The sequence below is a fragment of the Niastella sp. sgz303648 genome, assembly GCF_059587045.1.
The window spans coordinates 286664-304910 of record NZ_JCAPSW010000003.1; the positions used below are offsets into that span (position 1 = coordinate 286664).

Annotated in this window: 15 protein-coding genes; 5 read left to right on the forward strand and 10 right to left on the reverse strand. The window is 43.5% G+C overall.

Translation table 11 applies throughout. The features are described 5' to 3' along the window. The first annotated feature begins 49 nt into the window (after window positions 1-49). Window positions 50-1708 carry a SulP family inorganic anion transporter gene (locus tag AC59IL_RS09995; protein ID WP_496551974.1) on the forward strand — a complete coding sequence of 553 codons (1659 nt, stop codon included), beginning with the start codon at window positions 50-52 and terminating at the stop codon, window positions 1706-1708. 74 nt (window positions 1709-1782) lie between these two features. Here the strand turns inward: AC59IL_RS09995 and AC59IL_RS10000 are convergent, their stop codons facing one another. The 9 genes from AC59IL_RS10000 to AC59IL_RS10040 all read right to left on the reverse strand — a co-directional run bounded on the left by AC59IL_RS10000 (window position 1783) and on the right by AC59IL_RS10040 (window position 13175). Continuing rightward, a complete protein-coding gene (locus AC59IL_RS10000; RefSeq protein WP_496551975.1) occupies window positions 1783-3873 on the reverse strand; it encodes a copper-translocating P-type ATPase in 2091 nt (696 codons plus the stop codon). A gap of 105 nt (window positions 3874-3978) precedes the next feature. Then, window positions 3979-5289: an efflux RND transporter periplasmic adaptor subunit gene (locus AC59IL_RS10005; protein WP_496551976.1), complete on the reverse strand. Its 1311-nt coding sequence runs from the start codon at window positions 5287-5289 to the stop codon at window positions 3979-3981. A gap of 196 nt (window positions 5290-5485) precedes the next feature. Beyond that, a complete protein-coding gene (locus AC59IL_RS10010; RefSeq protein WP_496551977.1) occupies window positions 5486-6850 on the reverse strand; it encodes a heavy metal-binding domain-containing protein in 1365 nt (454 codons plus the stop codon). 7 nt (window positions 6851-6857) lie between these two features. Continuing rightward, window positions 6858-8141, reverse strand: a complete 1284-nt coding sequence (locus tag AC59IL_RS10015) for a TolC family protein (RefSeq protein ID WP_496551978.1) — start codon at window positions 8139-8141, stop codon at window positions 6858-6860. A gap of 191 nt (window positions 8142-8332) precedes the next feature. Continuing rightward, window positions 8333-10270, reverse strand: a complete 1938-nt coding sequence (locus AC59IL_RS10020) for an efflux RND transporter permease subunit (protein ID WP_496551979.1) — start codon at window positions 10268-10270, stop codon at window positions 8333-8335. After that, window positions 10267-11556, reverse strand: a complete 1290-nt coding sequence (locus tag AC59IL_RS10025) for an efflux RND transporter permease subunit (protein ID WP_496551980.1) — start codon at window positions 11554-11556, stop codon at window positions 10267-10269. Before AC59IL_RS10025 ends, AC59IL_RS10020 begins: the two co-directional genes overlap by 4 nt. Before the next feature lie 120 nt (window positions 11557-11676). After that, on the reverse strand, window positions 11677-12291 hold the full coding sequence (locus AC59IL_RS10030) for a DUF3347 domain-containing protein (protein WP_496551981.1): 615 nt from the start codon (window positions 12289-12291) through the stop codon (window positions 11677-11679). A gap of 35 nt (window positions 12292-12326) precedes the next feature. Continuing rightward, a complete protein-coding gene (locus AC59IL_RS10035) occupies window positions 12327-12662 on the reverse strand; it encodes a heavy metal-binding domain-containing protein (protein ID WP_496551982.1) in 336 nt (111 codons plus the stop codon). A gap of 105 nt (window positions 12663-12767) precedes the next feature. Next, entirely contained in the window at window positions 12768-13175 is a 408-nt protein-coding gene (locus tag AC59IL_RS10040; protein WP_496551983.1) for an HYC_CC_PP family protein, read from the reverse strand. A gap of 308 nt (window positions 13176-13483) precedes the next feature. On the opposite strand from AC59IL_RS10040, the gene AC59IL_RS10045 reads away from it, so the two are divergent. The 4 genes from AC59IL_RS10045 (at window position 13484) to AC59IL_RS10060 (ending at window position 17134) form a co-directional block, all read left to right on the forward strand. Beyond that, window positions 13484-14581, forward strand: a complete 1098-nt coding sequence (locus tag AC59IL_RS10045; protein ID WP_496551984.1) for a sensor histidine kinase — start codon at window positions 13484-13486, stop codon at window positions 14579-14581. An 11-nt stretch (window positions 14582-14592) separates the two neighbouring features. After that, window positions 14593-15291, forward strand: coding sequence for a LytR/AlgR family response regulator transcription factor (locus AC59IL_RS10050; RefSeq protein WP_496551985.1), 699 nt, complete (start codon window positions 14593-14595; stop codon window positions 15289-15291). A gap of 245 nt (window positions 15292-15536) precedes the next feature. After that, entirely contained in the window at window positions 15537-15884 is a 348-nt protein-coding gene (locus AC59IL_RS10055) for a hypothetical protein (RefSeq protein ID WP_496551986.1), read from the forward strand. Window positions 15885-16375: 491 nt separating this feature from the next. Beyond that, window positions 16376-17134 (forward strand): DUF6089 family protein, encoded by a 759-nt coding sequence (locus AC59IL_RS10060; RefSeq protein ID WP_496551987.1) that lies wholly within the window; start codon window positions 16376-16378, stop codon window positions 17132-17134. A gap of 189 nt (window positions 17135-17323) precedes the next feature. Here AC59IL_RS10060 and AC59IL_RS10065 read toward each other — a convergent pair whose 3' ends face one another. After that, window positions 17324-18145: a murein L,D-transpeptidase catalytic domain family protein gene (locus tag AC59IL_RS10065; protein ID WP_496551988.1), complete on the reverse strand. Its 822-nt coding sequence runs from the start codon at window positions 18143-18145 to the stop codon at window positions 17324-17326. Between the last annotated feature and the right edge of the window lie 102 nt (window positions 18146-18247).

Here is an 18247-nt window from a genome sequence, read left to right on the forward strand (position 1 = left end):
ACTTTTATTACGCCACGGGCTTGTATACAGCTGTAGTTTTGCATCAGCCATGTTTACACCCAAGCTATTTCAAACCCTGAAGAATTATAACAGCCGGCAGTTTGTAAAAGACCTGATGGCCGGCGTAATTGTTGGCATTGTTGCATTGCCGCTTGCCATTGCATTTGCCATTGCCTCGGGCGTATCGCCCGAAAAAGGATTGTATACGGCCGTAATAGCCGGTTTTATTATTTCGGTTATGGGTGGCAGTCGTGTTCAGATCGGTGGACCCACAGGGGCTTTTATTGTTATTGTATACGGCATTGTGCAACAATATGGTTTAAATGGATTGATCATTGCCACGTTCATTGCCGGCATTATGCTCATCATTATGGGCTTCGCCCGTTTGGGAACCGTTATCAAATTCATTCCGCACCCGCTGATCATTGGTTTTACCAGTGGTATTGCCCTGATTATTTTTTCGTCGCAGATAAAAGATTTCCTGGGTTTGAAAATGGGCGCCATACCGGCCGACTTCATAGGCAAATGGCAATCCTATGCGCAACATATCGACAGCATAAACTGGTATGCGTTTGTACTGGCAGCGGTTACAGTAGCCATTGTGTTGCTTTGGCCAAAGGTTACCCATAAAATACCCGGTTCGCTAATTGCAATACTCGGTACAACGGCCATTGTACAGTTTTTTCACCTGCCGGTTGAAACGATAGGAAGCCGTTTTGGAAGCATCCCTTCTTCACTTCCATCGCCTGTAATGCCGCACATTGATTTAGCCACTATTAAAAGCCTTATGCGACCGGCCTTCACGATTGCCCTGCTGGGAGGTATTGAATCATTATTATCGGCTGTTGTGGCCGATGGCATGATCGGTGGCAATCACAAATCGAACATGGAGCTGGTAGCACAGGGCACTGCCAATATTTTTTCTTCAATATTCGGCGGCATACCTGCTACGGGAGCCATTGCGCGCACGGCTACCAATATAAAAAACGGCGGACGAACACCTATTGCAGGTATTACACACGCCCTTACACTTTTACTGATCATGTTGTTTGTTGGAAAATGGGCGTCGCTGATACCCATGGCCACGCTGGCGGGCATACTTGTTACAGTAGCCTACAACATGAGCGAATGGGAAAGCTTCAGATCGGTATTAAAAGGGCCCCGGAGCGATGTGGCAGTATTGCTTACTACCTTCTTTCTTACAGTACTTATTGATCTTACCGTAGCTATTGAAATAGGCATGGTGCTGGCTGCCTTTTTATTTATGCGTAAAATGATACAGTTCAGTGATGTAAATATTTTAACCAGCCTGGCAGAAGACAGCAGAAAACCAAACAGCACGTATGTGGGCGATTACACCATTCCCAAACATGTAGAAGTATTCGAAATAACCGGTCCGCTGTTTTTTGGTGCTGCCTATAAGTTCAAAGATGCCATACGGTTTATTGAAAAAGCACCCAAAGTGCTTATCATTCGTATGCGGCAGGTGCCCATCATCGATGCAACCGGTTTGCGAACACTGGAAGAAGTTTATAAAGAATCGAAACACCGCGGCACCAAACTTATTTTAAGTGAAGTGCAAAGCAAACAGGTGATGCAGGAATTACAGGACGCCCGGTTATTATTCGCCATTGGCAAAGCCAATGTTACTACGGGTTTTGAAGAAGCGTTGAAAAGATGCAATGCTATTTTGCAGGAGACTAAATAACAGATTTTACTTAAGCAACGGTGCCACGGCGCCCTTCGAATTAGCTCAGAACCGTGGCACGGCTATGCCTGGGCTTATTTCACCTTTAACAATCCTGCATTGATGGCCACAATTACCGTACTAACACTCATCAATACGGCGCCCGCAGCAGGGCTCAGCAAAATGCCCGATTTGTATAATACACCGGCCGCCAGTGGCAACGCTACCACGTTATAACCGGTTGCCCAAACAAGGTTCTGGATCATTTTCCTGTACGTAGCTTTTCCAAACAAAATTAAATTCACGATGTCTTTCGGATTGCTGTTCACCAGTACAATGCCGGCTGTTTCGGCCGCCACATCACTGCCCGAACCTACCGCTATGCCAATATCGGCCTGCGCCAGTGCAGGAGCATCATTCACTCCGTCGCCCGTCATGGCAACAAATTCGCCTTTATCCTGCAACTCTTTTATTTTTTCCAGTTTCTGATGCGGCAATACTTCGGCAATGTAAGTATCAATGCCCAGTTCCTTACTTACACTTTCGGCAACCAGTTTATTATCGCCTGTAAGCAAGGTAGTTTTAATATGATGCTGATGCAGTGTTTTCACCGCCTCGTATGATTCGGGCCTTATCTGATCGGCCAGTGCAACAAAACCGGCTACTTCATCATTCACTAAAACATACACCAACGTTTCACCCGCTTTAATTTCTGTAGCAGTAAATGCATCGCCTGCTTTATCTTTCACATAACCGGGACTTACCACACTTACTTCTTTTCCGTTTACCTGGCCCGTAATTCCTTTGCCTGTTAACGCCTGTATACTGGCAGCTTTTGGTGCGGATATATTTAACCCTTTTGATTTTTGTACAATGCCTGTTGCAATCGGATGTTCTGATCCCTGCTCAAGAGCTGCAGCCAGCTGTAGTATATCGTTGTTCGAAAATTCATTTTTTAAAGAAGAAAAACGCACCACTTCAAAATTACCTACGGTTAGGGTTCCGGTTTTGTCGAACACAAGTGTGGTGATCTTCCGGGCATTTTCAAATGCCGTTCTGTTTTTGATAAGCAACCCGTTTTTTGCCGAAAGCGCTGTTGATTTTGCCACTACCAGCGGAACCGCCAACCCTAAAGCATGCGGACAACAAATCACAATTACGGTTACCATTCGCTCAATGGCAAATGCAATAGGTTGACCGTTTAAATACCAGTATACAAAAGTGATGATGCCTGCTACAATAGCAATAATCGTTAGCCAGCGTGCGGCTGAATCGGCCAGTAATTGCGTTTTTGATTTTGCGTTTTGCGCATCATTCACCAGCTTTATTACCTGCGACAAATACGACTCTTTTGAATCGTGCAAAACCTTTACTTTAATGGCGCCGTTCCCGTTTACAGCACCGGCGATTACTTTATCATCTTTTGTTTTATGAGCGGGTTTCGATTCACCGGTTAACATCGACTCATTAACAGCTGTTTCACCTTCGACCACAATGCCATCAGCTGCAATTTTTTCGCCCGGTTTAATCAGAATAATATCATCCGGCTTTAAAGAATCGGTTTTTACATCCATTATATGATCGCCATGCACCAGGTGCGCTTCGGCAGGCATCAGCTGCACTAACAATTCCAGCTCACGCGAAGCGCCGGCAATTGATTTCATTTCGATCCAGTGGCCGAGCAGCATAATCAAAATCAACGTAGCCAGTTCCCAAAAAAAATCCATACCCTTTAAACCAAAAACCGTGGCGGCACTGTATACATAGGCCACAGTTATGGCAAAGCCTATGAGGGTCATCATGCCGGGATCTTTTGCTTTCATTTCACCGGCCCAGCCTTTTAAAAACGGCCATCCGCCATAGGCAAATACAATGCTCGACAGCCCGAATAATACATATTGTGAACCTGCAAACTCAATATGCAAACGAAGCCAGTGCTGAATCATGGGCGATAATAACAAAATAGGAATGGTAAGCACCAGCACTACATAAAACCTTTTTTTAAAATCATCGATCATCATGGCATGGTGATCGTGCCCGGCATGACCATGCGCAGGATTTTTTGAACGATCATGGCCCGCATGCATATCGGGTTTTTCCGTTGAAGCAGGAGTATGCGCTTCATGTTGATGGTGTTCATGACCCGCATGGGCATTTCTTTCTTCAGGATGATGGTTATGTTCCATAAAAACTGATTTCTGATTTCTGGATTTTGAGATTTTTAGAGTTAAGAGAGTTATGCTTCGAAACAAATCGCAAAATCTAAAAATCACTAAATCTCAAAATCCCAATTAGTGTTTGTGTCCTATGGTAGCATCGGCTCCCTTCTTAAAAATGTATTCGCTGTTCAGTAAATAGGCGCCGCTTACAACAATCACTTCACCGTTTTGCAGACCCGATTTTATTTCAATGCGGTCGCCGCTTTCGGATCCGGTTTCTATCATTTTTCTTTTAAATGAATTTTTGGCTGTTTGCACCCATACGGTTGCCATTTGGCCGTCGCGCAATACTGCATCAACCGGCAGTGTCATTGAATTACCTTCGTTTCCTTTTAATAATACATAGGCCGGCATGCCTGGCTTTAACTGATTGCCCGAATTAGGGATAGATACACGCAACAAATTGATGCGGGTATCGGCACTTATTTCCGGATTGGCAAATGTTACTTTGCCTGTTATTTCTTTTCCGGGCATGTCGGGCAATTGCACCGTAGCCATTCCTTTATAATCAACACTTGCCAGCTGCGATGCATATACCTGTGCTTCGGCCCACAGCGTGCTCAAATCGGCCATTTTTACTACCGGACCGCCTTCCATTACATATTGTCCTTCTTTAACCGGCAATTCGGTAACATAGCCCGAAGCGGTACTGTAAAAAGAAGTATGTGCCGAAAACTGTTTGGTTTTGGCCAATGCATCGATCTGGTCTTCGCTTACCCCCCACAGCATCAACTTGTTTCTGGCGCTTTGCAGTAACTGTTTAAAATCGATAATAGAATTTCCCAAAGTTTGCTGCCGTTCCAGTGCAGCGAGATATTCCTGTTTGGCGGTATTTAATTCTTCGCTGTACAGATCGTACAGATGATCGCCTTTTTTTATAAAGTCACCGGTATTTTTGAAATACAGCCGGTCTATTCGACCGCTAATGCGGGCGCTTACCGTATTTACTTTCATTTCATCGAAATTCAATGTAGCGGTCAATACAATTTTATCGCCCGCCATAGCATGGCCAAGCGTATCGGTTTGAATATTGCCTAATTGCACCTGCTCGTCGCTAAGCATAATTTCATCATTGGGCTGGCTCGATTTATTTACCGGAATTAAATCCATATGACAAATGGGGCAGGTGCCGGGATGGTCCTGCATGATCTGCGGATGCATAGAGCAGGTATAATAAACATCGGCCTTTGCCGCTGCCGGCTGTTTTTTTCCCTTACACGCCGCAGCAAGCAACGCCATTATAAAAAAAGCTGAATAGAAAACAAATCGTATCCCGCTTAAAGCGGGACGACTAGCCTCCGCTAAAGCTCCGGCGGCCAGGCGCAAGGGACGATGAAAAGCGTTACTATCGCCTGAGTTATTATGAAAAATATTTAGTGGCATTTGAATGAATTATTCAGTTTAATTTTCAAACAGTTGATCCTGTTAAGAAGTTACTCCATACTTACCCCATACTTACTCTATATTAACTCCATACTTACTCCATACACGCTCCCTCTTACTTCCTTGTTACTTTCGTAGTACTTCCCTATTTCTTGTATATCTAACGCTATGCTTGGCCGGAATAAGCCGGAGCATGTTATTGTTTTACTTTAATAAAGCTTTCGCTATCTACCAGGTATTGCGCATTCGCCGCTACTTCATCACTTTCCGTCAAACCATTTAATACCTGTATCAGGTGGTTATTCACAATACCTGCCTCAATTTTATGGGCTATAAACGCATCTTCTTTTTTTACAAACACCACTTTATCGAGCCCCAGTGTTATTACCGCTTCTTCGGGTAACCATCGGGCTGAACGGGCGCCAGCAAAAATGGTAGCTTTTACCTGGCTTCCTATAGGAATGCCCATACCCGGATTATCGAAGTATACCCTTGCCGTAGCCGTTTTGCTATCGGGCCGGTAAAACGGTTCAATAAAACTGATAGAAGATCTGAAATCTTTACCGGGAGCTGTTTCCGGAACAATGCGCACCTTATCGCCCACTTTTATCATATTGGACTGGCCCGAAAAAATATTCAACACCGCCCATGCTTTTGTTGGATTATAAATGACGAACAGGTTTTGCCCTTTTGTTACATACATGCCTTCTTTTAAAGGAAGCTCTTCGGTGATCAGCGAAACATCTTTCATACCGGTTTGTGCTTCGGGTTTCATTACACCGGCACCGGTGCTTTCGTGAATGTGACCGTTGTAACCACTATAAATTGAAACTGTAAAAACTGTTTTTCCTGTTTTTTCAACCTGTTGCAATTGCTGATTGCTCATGCCCAGCAGCAACAATTTTTGCCGGGCGGCAGCAATTAACACGCTGTTATCGGGATCATTCTTTAACAGGAACAACAGGTTTTGTTGCCCGGTTAATAAATCGGGACTGTATATGTCCATGATCTTTTGCCCCTTACTTATTTTCTGAAACCGGTATTTAATGTACAATTTTTCGATGCGGCCCGATACATTGGATGAAACGGTGCCTAACTGACGTGTATCGTAAGTTATAAAGCCATAGGTAGCTATTTCAACCGGTTCATCGCGCAATTGTATATTAACGGTAGGAATAGACGAAATAACGTACTGGTTCGAGGGCCGCAGGAGGTCATTGAGCGAAATATCGGTAACTTTTTCAGAAGCGGTTGATTTTTTCACCAGGTCCATACCGCAAATAGGACAGCTGCCGGGTTTATCTTTAATGATCTGCGGGTGCATGGGGCAGGTGTATACTTCCTGTGCGGTGGTGGTTTGCTGCACGGGTTTAGTTTTTTGCTGCTCACGACAACCCCAAAAGGCAATAGGCAATAAGCAATAGACAATAAGTAAGAGCCAGTTTGCCCTAAGCGAAGTCGAAGGGCTGGCAGTTAATCCTGAGCGAAGTCGAAGGATTAACCATTGCCTATTGCCCATTGACCATTGCCCATTCACCATTGACCATTCACGATCTTTCATAATATCTTTATTTAATTTCAAGAACTCTCTCCAGCTCGGCCTGCATCAATAAAGCAGATTTTAACTGGTCGAGATATTCGATTTGCGTCATATTTAAAGCATCCCAGGCATCGAACAGCTCAAACAACTCTTCGGTATTTTGTTCATATGCAAGCTGCATGGTTTGAAAATTTTTTTGCAGGGAAGGAACGATCTGCGTTTCGTACAAACGCATTTGTTTCTTTTTGGTATCAAGCTCGGCCTTTGCCGAACCGGCCATACCGGCCGCTTCGTTCAGGATCATTTGCTGTTGATTTTTCAACGATTCATTTTGCCAAACAAGGCTTTCGGCCTTTGCCTTATTCATGCGCGACGACCATTTGGCCAGCGGCAGTTTAACCATCGCCATCAATGAAAATTGCCAGGGTTGTGTACTAAGCGGCACCATTTGATCGTACTTAATACCAAATTCAGGTTTCAGTTTTGCGAGCTCAGAAGTTCGCTGCATGTTATTTACTTCAATGCTTCGCTGCAGCACCTGAATATCGCTGCGGCGCATAGCGAGTGATGCCGAATCGAGCAAAGCCGGTGAAAATTCTTTCCACGAATACAAGGTGTCGATAGCCAGTGATGTACCGGTATTGCGATACATGAGCGTATTGAGTGCAATGCGCTTTTGCGTCATGTCGTTTTGCAACATCAGCTGCATGTTTTCGATATTGGCAAGAGCTGCCTTAGCTTTATAATAAGCGCTGATCTTTCCCAACCCGTTCTTATATCGTATTTCAGCGCTTTTGATCATAAAGTCAAGTATGCGACTGCCTTCATCGAGCACTGCTACTTTTTTTAATAACACGATCCACTCGTAATAATTTTTTTTAGCTGAATACAACAACTCGTTCAACGTTACTTTTCTTTTTTCGCTTTCCACTTTCGACATCGACTGCATCCAGGCGGCTTCGGCTTCCTGTTTTTTTCGGTTAGGAAACATTTGCTGGGCCGATACCATAAAAAATCCCATCCCTTCTTTCATGGCGGCTTTGTCTTCTTTGATCATTCTGGGATTATTCGGCGTCATAAATAATCCTGCGCCGCCCTCGGGAGGCATCCAGCTATAAGCGCCTTTGGCCGCTTCATTAATGGATCGGGCTTCGGCCTCATACATTCTTAACGAAGGATTGTTGTTTTCAACCGCCGTTAAAATATCCTGCAATGTCATGGGCGCCTGTGTTTGCGATGTGATCAGAGCCTGCGCCTGCAAAGCGCCGGCGACACCCAATGATATTGCTGTTATGATTATTTTCTTATGCATAATTTTTTATTTCTCGCGGAGGCGCCAGGGCGCTAAGTGTGTTTGTTTGTAGTTTGAGAAAAATGCGACAGGAACAAAATCGCGCGGTATGTTTCACCTAAAGAACCACAAACTACAAACCACAAACTATAAACTGTTAGCGCCTTTACGTCAATTATTGTTAACAACCTCACATTGATTCACCATTGACCTTAATGCTTCGTTTCCAGTACCTCTATCTTACCGTGTTTGCGCAATTCATATTCTTTGGCCATTAAAAATATCAGCGGAGTTACCAGCAAAATATGCGTGGCCGAGGTAAGTACGCCGCCTACCATTGGTAACACAATCGGTTTCATTACATCACTGCCAACTCCATGGCTCCATAAAATGGGCACCAGTGCAAACAGCGATACACATACCGTCATAATTTTAGGACGTAACCGTTTGGCAGCGCCGGCAATAACATATTCACGCAGTTCTTCTTTGGTAATTGTTTCTTTTGAATTACCTTTTTTAGCCACCAGTTGCTGCATGGCATCGTTGAGGTAAATCACCATTACAATACCCGTTTCAACGGCCAGTCCGAACAAGGCAATAAAGCCAACGGCCACTGCCACCGATAAATTCACGCCCCAGAACCAGATCATATAAGCGCCGCCGATCAATGCAAACGGAATCGTAATGAGGCTCAGAAATGCTTCGCGTGCCGAATGAAAAGCGAAATACATTGAAATGAAAATAACTACCAGTACAACAGGCAAAATGAGTTTGAGCGTTCTTTCGCTACGAATGAGGTTTTCGTACTGGCCGCTCCATTCAAGATAGTATCCTTTGGGTAGTTTGCCGATCATGGTATTCAGTTTTTCGCGTGCTTCGGTTACCGTACTGCCCAAATCTCTTTCGCGCACATTGAACAAAACCGTTCCGCGCAGCATGGCATTTTCTGAATTGATCATAGGCGGCCCTTCGGCAATGGTTACATCGGCTACTGCTTCGAGCGGAACAGGTCCATAATTCATCGTTTGCACCTGCAGCCGTTTTAAGGCCTGCAGGTTATTACGAAAATCCTGTCCAAAGCGGGCGTTCACCGAAAAACGCTGACGGCCTTCAACGGTGGTAGTAAGCTTCATACCACCGAGCGCAATTTCTATAACGCGGTTTACATCGTCAACGCTCAGCGCGTAGCGGCTGATTTCATCCCGCTTTATATGTATATCGATGTATTTTCCACCGGTGATGGGTTCAACATACAGGTCTTTGATACCCGCAATGCCTTCGAGCTGTTTTTTAATCATTGCCGAAAAGGCATAAATGGTATCGAGGTTTTGTCCGTATACTTTTACACCCACATCGGTACGAATACCGGTCGACAGCATATTGATGCGGTTGATAATGGGTTGCGTCCACCCATTGGTTACACCCGGTATCTGCAGTTTGTTATTAAGCTCATTGATGATATCATTCTTTGTTATGCCCGGACGCCATTCCGATTGCGGCTTCAGCAGTATGATGGTTTCGATCATGCTAATGGGCGAATTATCGGTAGCGGTATTGGCGCGGCCTGCTTTACCCAATACATTCTTTACTTCGGGAACGGTTTTAATGATCTTATCCTGCACCTGCAAAATGCGTTTCACTTCGCTGTTCGATACATCGGGCAGGGTTACCGGCATAAACAACAGCGATCCTTCATCGAGCGGCGGCATAAATTCGCGGCCAAGACTTAACAACAAAGGAATGCTGATGGCCAAAGCGATAATATTTACCGCAATGGTTGTTTTTCGCCATTTGATACAGGCCCGTATCACAGGTTCATATATGCGTTCGAGCAGCCTGTTCACAGGATTTGCTGTTTCGGGCCTGAAGCGGCCGCGCATAAAGAACGAAATCAATACCGGCGCCAGCGTTACTACCAATACGGCATCTACCACCATGATAAATGTTTTGGTATATGCCAGCGGATGAAACAGCTTTCCTTCCTGACCCGTTAATAAAAACACCGGTAAAAAAGAGGTAATGATAATAATCGTTGAAAAGAACACCCCGCGTGAAACCTGCTGGCAGGCCTTTTCGATGATCTGCATGCGCATCAGTTCGGGTATGCGGTATTTATCTTTTCCACGTATTGTATTGAATAGTTTCATCATTGATTCGGGTTTTTAGCGGTGTGCTGTTGCTGGTATTCGGCCAGATGCCGGTATGCATTTTCGCTCATGATAATGCCATTGTCTACAATAACCCCAATAGCCAGCGCAATACCTGTTAACGACATAATATTCGATGAAAGTCCGATGGCATTGAGTAAAATAAAACTAACCGCAATGGTAATGGGTATCTGAATGATAATACTTAACGCGCTTCGCCAGTGAAATAAAAAAATGATCACAATTACACACACCACAGTCATTTCTTCTATCAGCTTGTTCTTTACGTTGCCAATAGCGGCTTCTATCAGTTCGCTGCGGTCGTACCCGGTTTTAAAACCTACGCCGCTCGGTAAGCCTTTTTCTACCTCTTTCATTTTTTCTTTAACTGCGGTTATTACCTTATCGGCATTTTCGCCGTAACGCATCACCACAATTCCGCCTACCACTTCGCCCTGGCCGTTTTCATCGAATAAGCCTACCCGCAAGTCGCCGCCCATTTGTACGGTGCCAACATCTTTTACGCGAACAGGAATACCATTGTAATTGCCTACGGCAATACTTTCGAGGTCATCTTTATTTTTTACATAGCCCAGACCGCGGATGATATAAGACATGTCGCTCATTTCAAACTTGCGTCCGCCCACATCGTTGTTGGCTGCTTTTACTTTGTTCATAACATCCATGAGTGAAACATTATAAAACTGCAGCTTTACGGGGTCGAGCACCAGCTGGTATTGCTTTTCAAATCCGCCAAACGAAGCTACTTCGGCCACACCGGGCACGGTTTGCAGGGCCAGTTTTACATACCAGTCCTGCAAAGCCCGTTGTTCGCCCAAATCCATTTGTTTTGCATCGAGTGTATACCAGAACACATGGCCAACACCTGTACCATCGGGGCCCAAAGAGGGCGTTACGCCTTCGGGCAATAAACGCTGTGCATAGTTCAGTCGTTCGAGCACCCGCGTACGCGCCCAATAGATGTCGGTATTATCTTCAAAAATCACATACACAAAACTCATCCCGAACATCGAAGCGGCCCTGATGTTTTTTACACTGGGTATACCCTGCAGGTTGCTCACCAACGGATAGGTTACCTGGTCTTCGATGATCTGCGGACTGCGTCCCATCCATTCTGTAAAAACAATCACCTGGTTTTCCGACAAATCGGGAATGGCATCTATGGGGTTCTTTTGTACATTGATGAAGCCCCATGCCAGCAACCCGACTGCCAGCACCAGAACGATGTACCTGTTTTTTAACGACCAGCTTATTATTAGAGGGATCATTGTTTTTAAATTATTGGCAATAAACAATTGGCAGGGAAAGCCAATAAGCAATTGACAATGGGCAATAGGCAAGTTCAAAATCGGCAATTGACGCTTTGCTTTTTGCCTATTGCTTATTGCCTATTGTATTTCCTCTTCCACACTACCGCAGGTCATCATTTTTTCGCCTAAGTATGGGTTCTTAATTTCTTTGCTTTCGCTTAGCCACATGGCGCCTTTATTTTCATTGGCCATGGGACAATGATCGTGGTACAGGGTTTTACCGGCGCCAAATGCTTTCACCAGTGAATACATATCTTCGCTCATCATTGAAAAATGCTCACGCTGGTGTTTGATATCCCCGGTGCTTTTTGATATATGCTCGGCATGCTCCCTTAAATCTTCTTCATTCTGATCATAGATTTTCTTTTGTTCGGCGGTAAGAAGCGATTTATCGAACCCTTTAATGGATTCATACATTTTTTTCGATGCATCACCTGCTTCAGCTGCTTTTCCATTGATTAAGGCATCTTTAACCAGCAGGTAATTATCGGCCAGATTTTTAATGTAGGCTGCAACACCTGCATCTACATTGGTAAAGCTGGCTTTTACAACTTTCACCTGTTCAGTATCTGCAGCCGGTTTTTCGGGGGCCGCGGCGGTATGATCATCCGGGTGTGCGGTTGACGAATGGTCGTTACATGAATAAACAATTACCGATAAGGCGGTCAGTAAGCCGAAGAACATCATTTTCATGGTATTATTTTTAACTTTAAAAATTATATAAGTACTTACATTTTATGGGTATGGGCAGTATCGCGCTTATGTTTTGGAGCATCAGTCTTTAACTTCAGTTGCATACCACATTTCGGACATTTGCCCGGTTTATCGCTCACTACTTCGGGATGCATGGGGCACACGTACATTATTTTTTCAACCAGCGCCATACCGCATTTGGGGCATTTACCCGGTTTGTCGCTTAACACTTCGGAGTGCATTGAGCAGGTATAGATTTTATGCATAGCCATAGTATCCATTTTGCTTTTCGGCATCTTTTCTTTTTTATCCTGCGAAAAGGCAGCAAATACAGTAATACAGGCAAAGGCCAGTAACAGCATCTTTTTCATACACTAAATTTTTATGGGTGAAATAAAATAAACAGAAGCACTATCAGGCATATACAAATGCCTTTAGCCCAACAGAACGCCGGGCCTACTGAAACGGAAAGCAAATCAAATACGGAAAATACAATAGCGAATACGGGCGGGTACCCCACTTCGCGGAGGAGCATTGCTAACAGGATGTTCTTCACTAACAGAAGCAACAACCGGAGAAATAAAAGAAGGGAACGGGGTAATTACTGCTGCTGTGATTGGTGGCTGGCCGGCCCGATAGGCGTTTTCGGCCTTTTGGTCTTTTTCAACCTGCAACAGCTTGTATTTATCTTCGCAACAGCCTTTGTTTTTGGTTTTCGCCTTTTCCATGCCGCACTTGCTGCATCGTTCGTGGGCCGTGGATTTTTGCTTATGCGAAAAGTTCCAGTTTACCAGCCGTCCCATGCAATAATGCAGGTTTACCGTGGCGCCTACCGAGGTGCCCAGGTAAAAAACGGCTAATATGAAAACCAGGAGCTTTTTCATGTAAGTGTAAAAGTATACTGTTTTTTTGGAAACGTTTTTATAAAATTCTGGAAAAAAGTTATAGCCCGGTCCCAGGTACCAGTTACCGGGGTACCAGTTACCAGTTGCCAGTTGCACCTGTTACCTGTTGCCGTGTGCCGGGATAACCGGAAACCGGTAACCGGCAACCTGAACCTTGTAACCTGCAACTCATTCCTGTTTCGACTTCCATTCTATAACAGCTATTGGCTGCCGACTTCCATCCATACAATCTGTTCGCCTGCCGATACAATGAAGAATATGTAATTTGGCCTTTATTTCTTTGTAAAATGCCTTATTCAAGGATATCCGACATACTTATTCATGTGTTTGCAGGGCTGGCCTTTCTGGCTCTGCCCCTGTTGTTCATGAGCGGCATGCCCAATAACGGGGCAGGTGTGATCGTTTTGTCGGTTGGCTACTGGTTGTTTTGCCTTACTTACATAGGTATTTTTTACCTGCATACTTACCTGCTGATCCCTAAACTGTACCTTCAGAAAAAGTATCTTTTTTATTTCACCGCAGTGCTGGCGCTGTTTCTTGTGATTTTCTTTGCCCGCCCCTTTGAATTGCTGCTATTGCACCAACAACCCAATGCAGCTCCACCGCCGCCCGATATACTTCCCGAAAACAGTCCGTTCGGCGATGGTACACATGGCCCTCCGCGGGGACCCGGCGGCCCGGGACCCAGGTCGATGCGGATAGATATTGTTAGCATTTTTTTATATATAATGACCATTGCCCTTGGTATGGCCATTCAGGTAACCCGCCAATGGCGCACCAGCCAGCAACTGGTGGCTAAGGCCGAGGCAGCCAAGGCACAGGCCGAGCTATCGTTCCTGAAAGCGCAGATCAATCCTCATTTTTTATTCAATACCCTGAATAATATCTACTCTCTTGCTATAACCAAAAATGAAAAAACCGCCGACAGCATTATGAAGCTGTCGAACATTATGCGGTATGTAACAGATGATGTATCGCAACATTTTGTTCCGTTGCAACACGAGATAGATTGTATCAATGATTTTATTGAACTGCAACGCCTGCGCCTGAGTAAAAAAGTAACCGTTGATTTTAGCGTAAAAGGCAGGCTCGAAAACAAAACCATAGTACCTTTGATGCTGATGACCTTTGTGGAAAATGTATTCAAGTACGGCATCAGCAATCACGAAAGCGCAACCATTACCATACAGCTGATGGCCGACGAACGAAGCATCACATTTTACTGCCACAATAAAATTTTTAGGCCGGCCGGTAATCCGCAACGAACCGGCATAGGTATTGCCAATACCAAAAAACGGCTCGAACATTTGTATCCTAACAAACATTTACTGAACATAACCAACGAAAACGGTTTTTTTTCCGTAGAATTGATTTTACTGGCTTAAACTGTTTCGTTATGCAATTGAAATGCGTTGCCATAGACGATGAACCATTGGCACTGGAGTTAATACAGGAGTTTGTTTCGCGCTTTCCGCAACTAAAGATGGTGCATTCATTCGACGATGCTATTTCGGCCGTTGAACTGTTGCGCAATACAAAGGTTGACCTGTTGTTTATTGATATCAATATGCCCGACATTACGGGTATTGACCTGGTACGTTCGCTGCAGGAAAGACCTTTAATTATTTTCACCACAGCGCACAAGCAATTTGCCATTGAGGGGTTTGAGCTGGATGCGGTTGATTATTTACTGAAGCCTATCAATTTCGAACGTTTTAGCCGGGCAGTAAACAAGGCAATAGATTACTATAAATATAAGAACACAGCAGCGCAGGAAGATAATGACTGCTTATTTGTTCATGCCGAATACCGGCTGGTTAAAATACCGCTGAGCGATATTGAATACATCGAAAGTCTTGAAGATTATATAAAGATACATGTGGCCAATGCCAAACCGGTATTAACCCTGATGTCGATGAAAAAAGTATTGGAAAAGCTGCCTGCCGAAAAGTTTCAGCGAATACATCGCAGCTATATTGTGTCTGTTGCCAAAGTAAAATCTATACAAAACCGAAAAGTGCAACTGACCTCAGCAACCGAATTACCTATAAGCGACAGCTATGTTAATTTCATTAACAACTGGAAGAAGAGTTGAATATATAGCGCTTTTCCCCGATACATTTGCCTGATTCGTCTATAACATTATTATATTTATCTATAGCATCTTAATTTTATTCCACCAATACAATAAATATTTATTCAGGCTGGTTATTTAATAGAAATTAATTCACTTCAAAAATTGTCATTTACCAGAAAGGAACTCTACGTAAAACAGGCAACCAATTCCTACAAGGATTCGTAGTTAAAAGTGATAATTAATTTCTGTTAAAAACCTTGTTTATGAAGAAATTTATTGGTTTAGGTGTATGTGCGACATTTTTAATAATTGCATGTACTAAAAGCAGCAGTGAAAAAGCTGATCCGCCGGTTGATTGCGGCACCATAACCACAACCTTTTCTGCTAACGTATTTCCTTTGATGACATCAAGCTGTGCAAAAACAGATTGTCATGCTGCAGGAAGCACCAACGGTCCCGGCGCCCTTACAAACTATACGCAGATCTTTAATAGTCGCGATCGCATTCGAGCCAATGTAGCCAGTGGAAATATGCCGCAGGACGCAACTTTTACGGCCATGCAAAAAGCTATTATTATGTGCTGGATCGATGCAGGCGCGCCGAATAATTAATCCTTCGACTACGCTCAGGATTAAAAAAGCAGCCCTTCGACTTCGCTCAGGGCCAATAAAAAAATGAAATCTCAGAAAGATGATATTCAAAATGTCGTCAAACTGAAAAAAGATATTCTATATAAACTCGTTTTTCATGGGTGTTACTTTTAAAGTGCAAGGCCCTGTTTCTACAGGGCTTTTTCTTTTTCTAAAAGCGAGTTGAAGAAGAAATCAGTAAATTTGTACACACATTAAACCTTTGTTCATAATCCCCTTCCTACACTATTACAGGGCGAATCATTACAAATCGTTAACCCGTTTTTAATCCCCCTGAAAACTAATTTTTTGACAATCATTTTAACAATTCTTATTTAGCTATCGCGCTACCTCTTTACGTAAATTATTTTTATTGAACTGCATTTTTACTTTTTAATACTGTACATAAAAAACATCTAATAACGTAAACCAATTGTTTATGGCCGCTTTCTACTTGCTAAAACAACCATCACATGAATGTTTTTTCCGGAAAGGCCATTGCAATTATCATTGTATCTGTTAGTTATTGTATGTCAGCGCATGCGCAGTTAAATGTTCCCAAACATGAAGTGGGTATAACTGCAGGTATGTTTATTTATCAGGGCGATCTAACGCCCGAAGCAGCCGGTGCATTTAAATCACCGGGCATCGCTATAAACCTGTTCTATAACCGTTTACTTTCTCCTTCATTTTCTTTACGAACCAATCTGGCTTTCGGCAAATTAAGGGCCGATGACGCCAATTATGGCGACCCTTCATGGCGCAAGCAACGCGCTTTGGCTTTTACCGCACGAACTACTGAATTATCTGAATTACTGGTGTGGAATATTCTGGGTAATAATTATGGCGACAAGTATAAATTTTCGCCCTATGTTTTTGGTGGCATAGGACTTAATTCATTGCGCATTACACGCAACTGGAGTCGTTTTAATTATGATTACTTTGCGGGTGATTCTTCAGTTGCAAAGGGCCTGGCTGCCGATACTACGCATTCGGTTCCCGGAACAATTCCGGTTATTCCTGTTGGCGCCGGTGTGCGGTATGCCATTTCATCGCGGTTATCAATAATAGCCGAAGCATCATACCGGTTTACGTTTACTGATTATATTGATGGGTTTAGCCAGGTGGCCAACCCTGACAAAAAAGATTATTATTCCAGTTATTCGATAGGGATTATTTACACTTTTGGCAGAGATAATAATTCGCTAAAGTGTCCGCATATGCGCTATTAAAATTCTATTAAACAGTCCTATAAAACATGTTGCTGTAGTCGGCAATGGTCTGGTATTTGTGGGGACATACCAAATAAACCGTTTAAACGCATTCTTTAGTGATTACATCCATTTTTCACTAAATGAAAAACCGAAAAGTCCCGCTTTTCAGCGGGACTTTTTTTTATGTCTGTATCCGGTGAAAAATGTTTAAACTTTGGGCAATGTTGAATCAGGTTGTTGCGACGCTTCCGGCACTTTGATCAGTTTTGAAGTAGCTAAATAATGCTGGTCGGGACTGTATAAAAATAAACAGCTGCCGTCTTTAATAGTGTTAATGATCGCTTTATTTAAAGCTGGTGGTACAGCCGGGCAACCGAGGCTGCGGCCTATAAACCCTTTCACTTTTACAATTCTTTCGTTTACATAATTGGCGGCATGCATTACAATATCCCTGTCGTATGCATTGTCGTTAATGCCTTCTTCCATTCCTTCAAGTCGCAATGAATAACCATGCTCCCCCTTATAAGTGTTGCCGGTTATATAAAAGCCCAAACTGCTTTTAAAGCTGTTCGGGTCGTTGCTGAATTCGGTGGCCATATCTTTACCTGAATTGCGGCCATGCGAAACAAAAGTGTTGAACAACAACCTGCCGGTTAACAGGTCAATAACGAATAATCTTTTTTTCGACGAAGGCAAACTGAAATCTGCAATGGTAAGAATATGATCATTTTTTATCTGGCCATCGGCAGTAAGGTCGGTATACCCCTTCAAACCATACATAAAAGCCTCGTGCGAAAGCCCCAGGCTGTCTAAATTCATCTGATCATACAAAATGGTATAACGACTGTTAAATTCACTTTTGGCTGAACCGGCGGAACTATCTGAATAATTCACTTCAATAGCTGCAACGGTTTTTTTGTTACCTAATAAATCAGCAGCATGCAAAGCATACATGAACAATAAACAACCAATAAAAAGCAGAGATGGGAAAACAATAAATTTAAATTTTGAATAGTTGGATTTTAACATTGCTACGCTTTTGGGTTTGTAAAACTTTGCTGTTAATTAAAAAGCACATTCTTTATAACAGCGAGCTCAGCAAGCGGTTTGAAAATTACAGGCATTAAGTAA

Bases quoted from the DNA above. Each gene is read 5' to 3' on its own strand.
- AC59IL_RS09995 (WP_496551974.1), top strand. From the start codon at position 50: ATGTTTACACCCAAGCTATTTCAAACCCTGAAGAATTATAACAGCCGG.
- AC59IL_RS10000 (WP_496551975.1), bottom strand. From the start codon at position 3,873: ATGGAACATAACCATCATCCTGAAGAAAGAAATGCCCATGCGGGTCAT.
- AC59IL_RS10005 (WP_496551976.1), bottom strand. From the start codon at position 5,289: ATGCCACTAAATATTTTTCATAATAACTCAGGCGATAGTAACGCTTTT.
- AC59IL_RS10010 (WP_496551977.1), bottom strand. From the start codon at position 6,850: ATGAAAGATCGTGAATGGTCAATGGTGAATGGGCAATGGTCAATGGGC.
- AC59IL_RS10015 (WP_496551978.1), bottom strand. From the start codon at position 8,141: ATGCATAAGAAAATAATCATAACAGCAATATCATTGGGTGTCGCCGGC.
- AC59IL_RS10020 (WP_496551979.1), bottom strand. From the start codon at position 10,270: ATGATGAAACTATTCAATACAATACGTGGAAAAGATAAATACCGCATA.
- AC59IL_RS10025 (WP_496551980.1), bottom strand. From the start codon at position 11,556: ATGATCCCTCTAATAATAAGCTGGTCGTTAAAAAACAGGTACATCGTT.
- AC59IL_RS10030 (WP_496551981.1), bottom strand. From the start codon at position 12,291: ATGAAAATGATGTTCTTCGGCTTACTGACCGCCTTATCGGTAATTGTT.
- AC59IL_RS10035 (WP_496551982.1), bottom strand. From the start codon at position 12,662: ATGAAAAAGATGCTGTTACTGGCCTTTGCCTGTATTACTGTATTTGCT.
- AC59IL_RS10040 (WP_496551983.1), bottom strand. From the start codon at position 13,175: ATGAAAAAGCTCCTGGTTTTCATATTAGCCGTTTTTTACCTGGGCACC.
- AC59IL_RS10045 (WP_496551984.1), top strand. From the start codon at position 13,484: ATGCCTTATTCAAGGATATCCGACATACTTATTCATGTGTTTGCAGGG.
- AC59IL_RS10050 (WP_496551985.1), top strand. From the start codon at position 14,593: ATGCAATTGAAATGCGTTGCCATAGACGATGAACCATTGGCACTGGAG.
- AC59IL_RS10055 (WP_496551986.1), top strand. From the start codon at position 15,537: ATGAAGAAATTTATTGGTTTAGGTGTATGTGCGACATTTTTAATAATT.
- AC59IL_RS10060 (WP_496551987.1), top strand. From the start codon at position 16,376: ATGAATGTTTTTTCCGGAAAGGCCATTGCAATTATCATTGTATCTGTT.
- AC59IL_RS10065 (WP_496551988.1), bottom strand. From the start codon at position 18,145: ATGTTAAAATCCAACTATTCAAAATTTAAATTTATTGTTTTCCCATCT.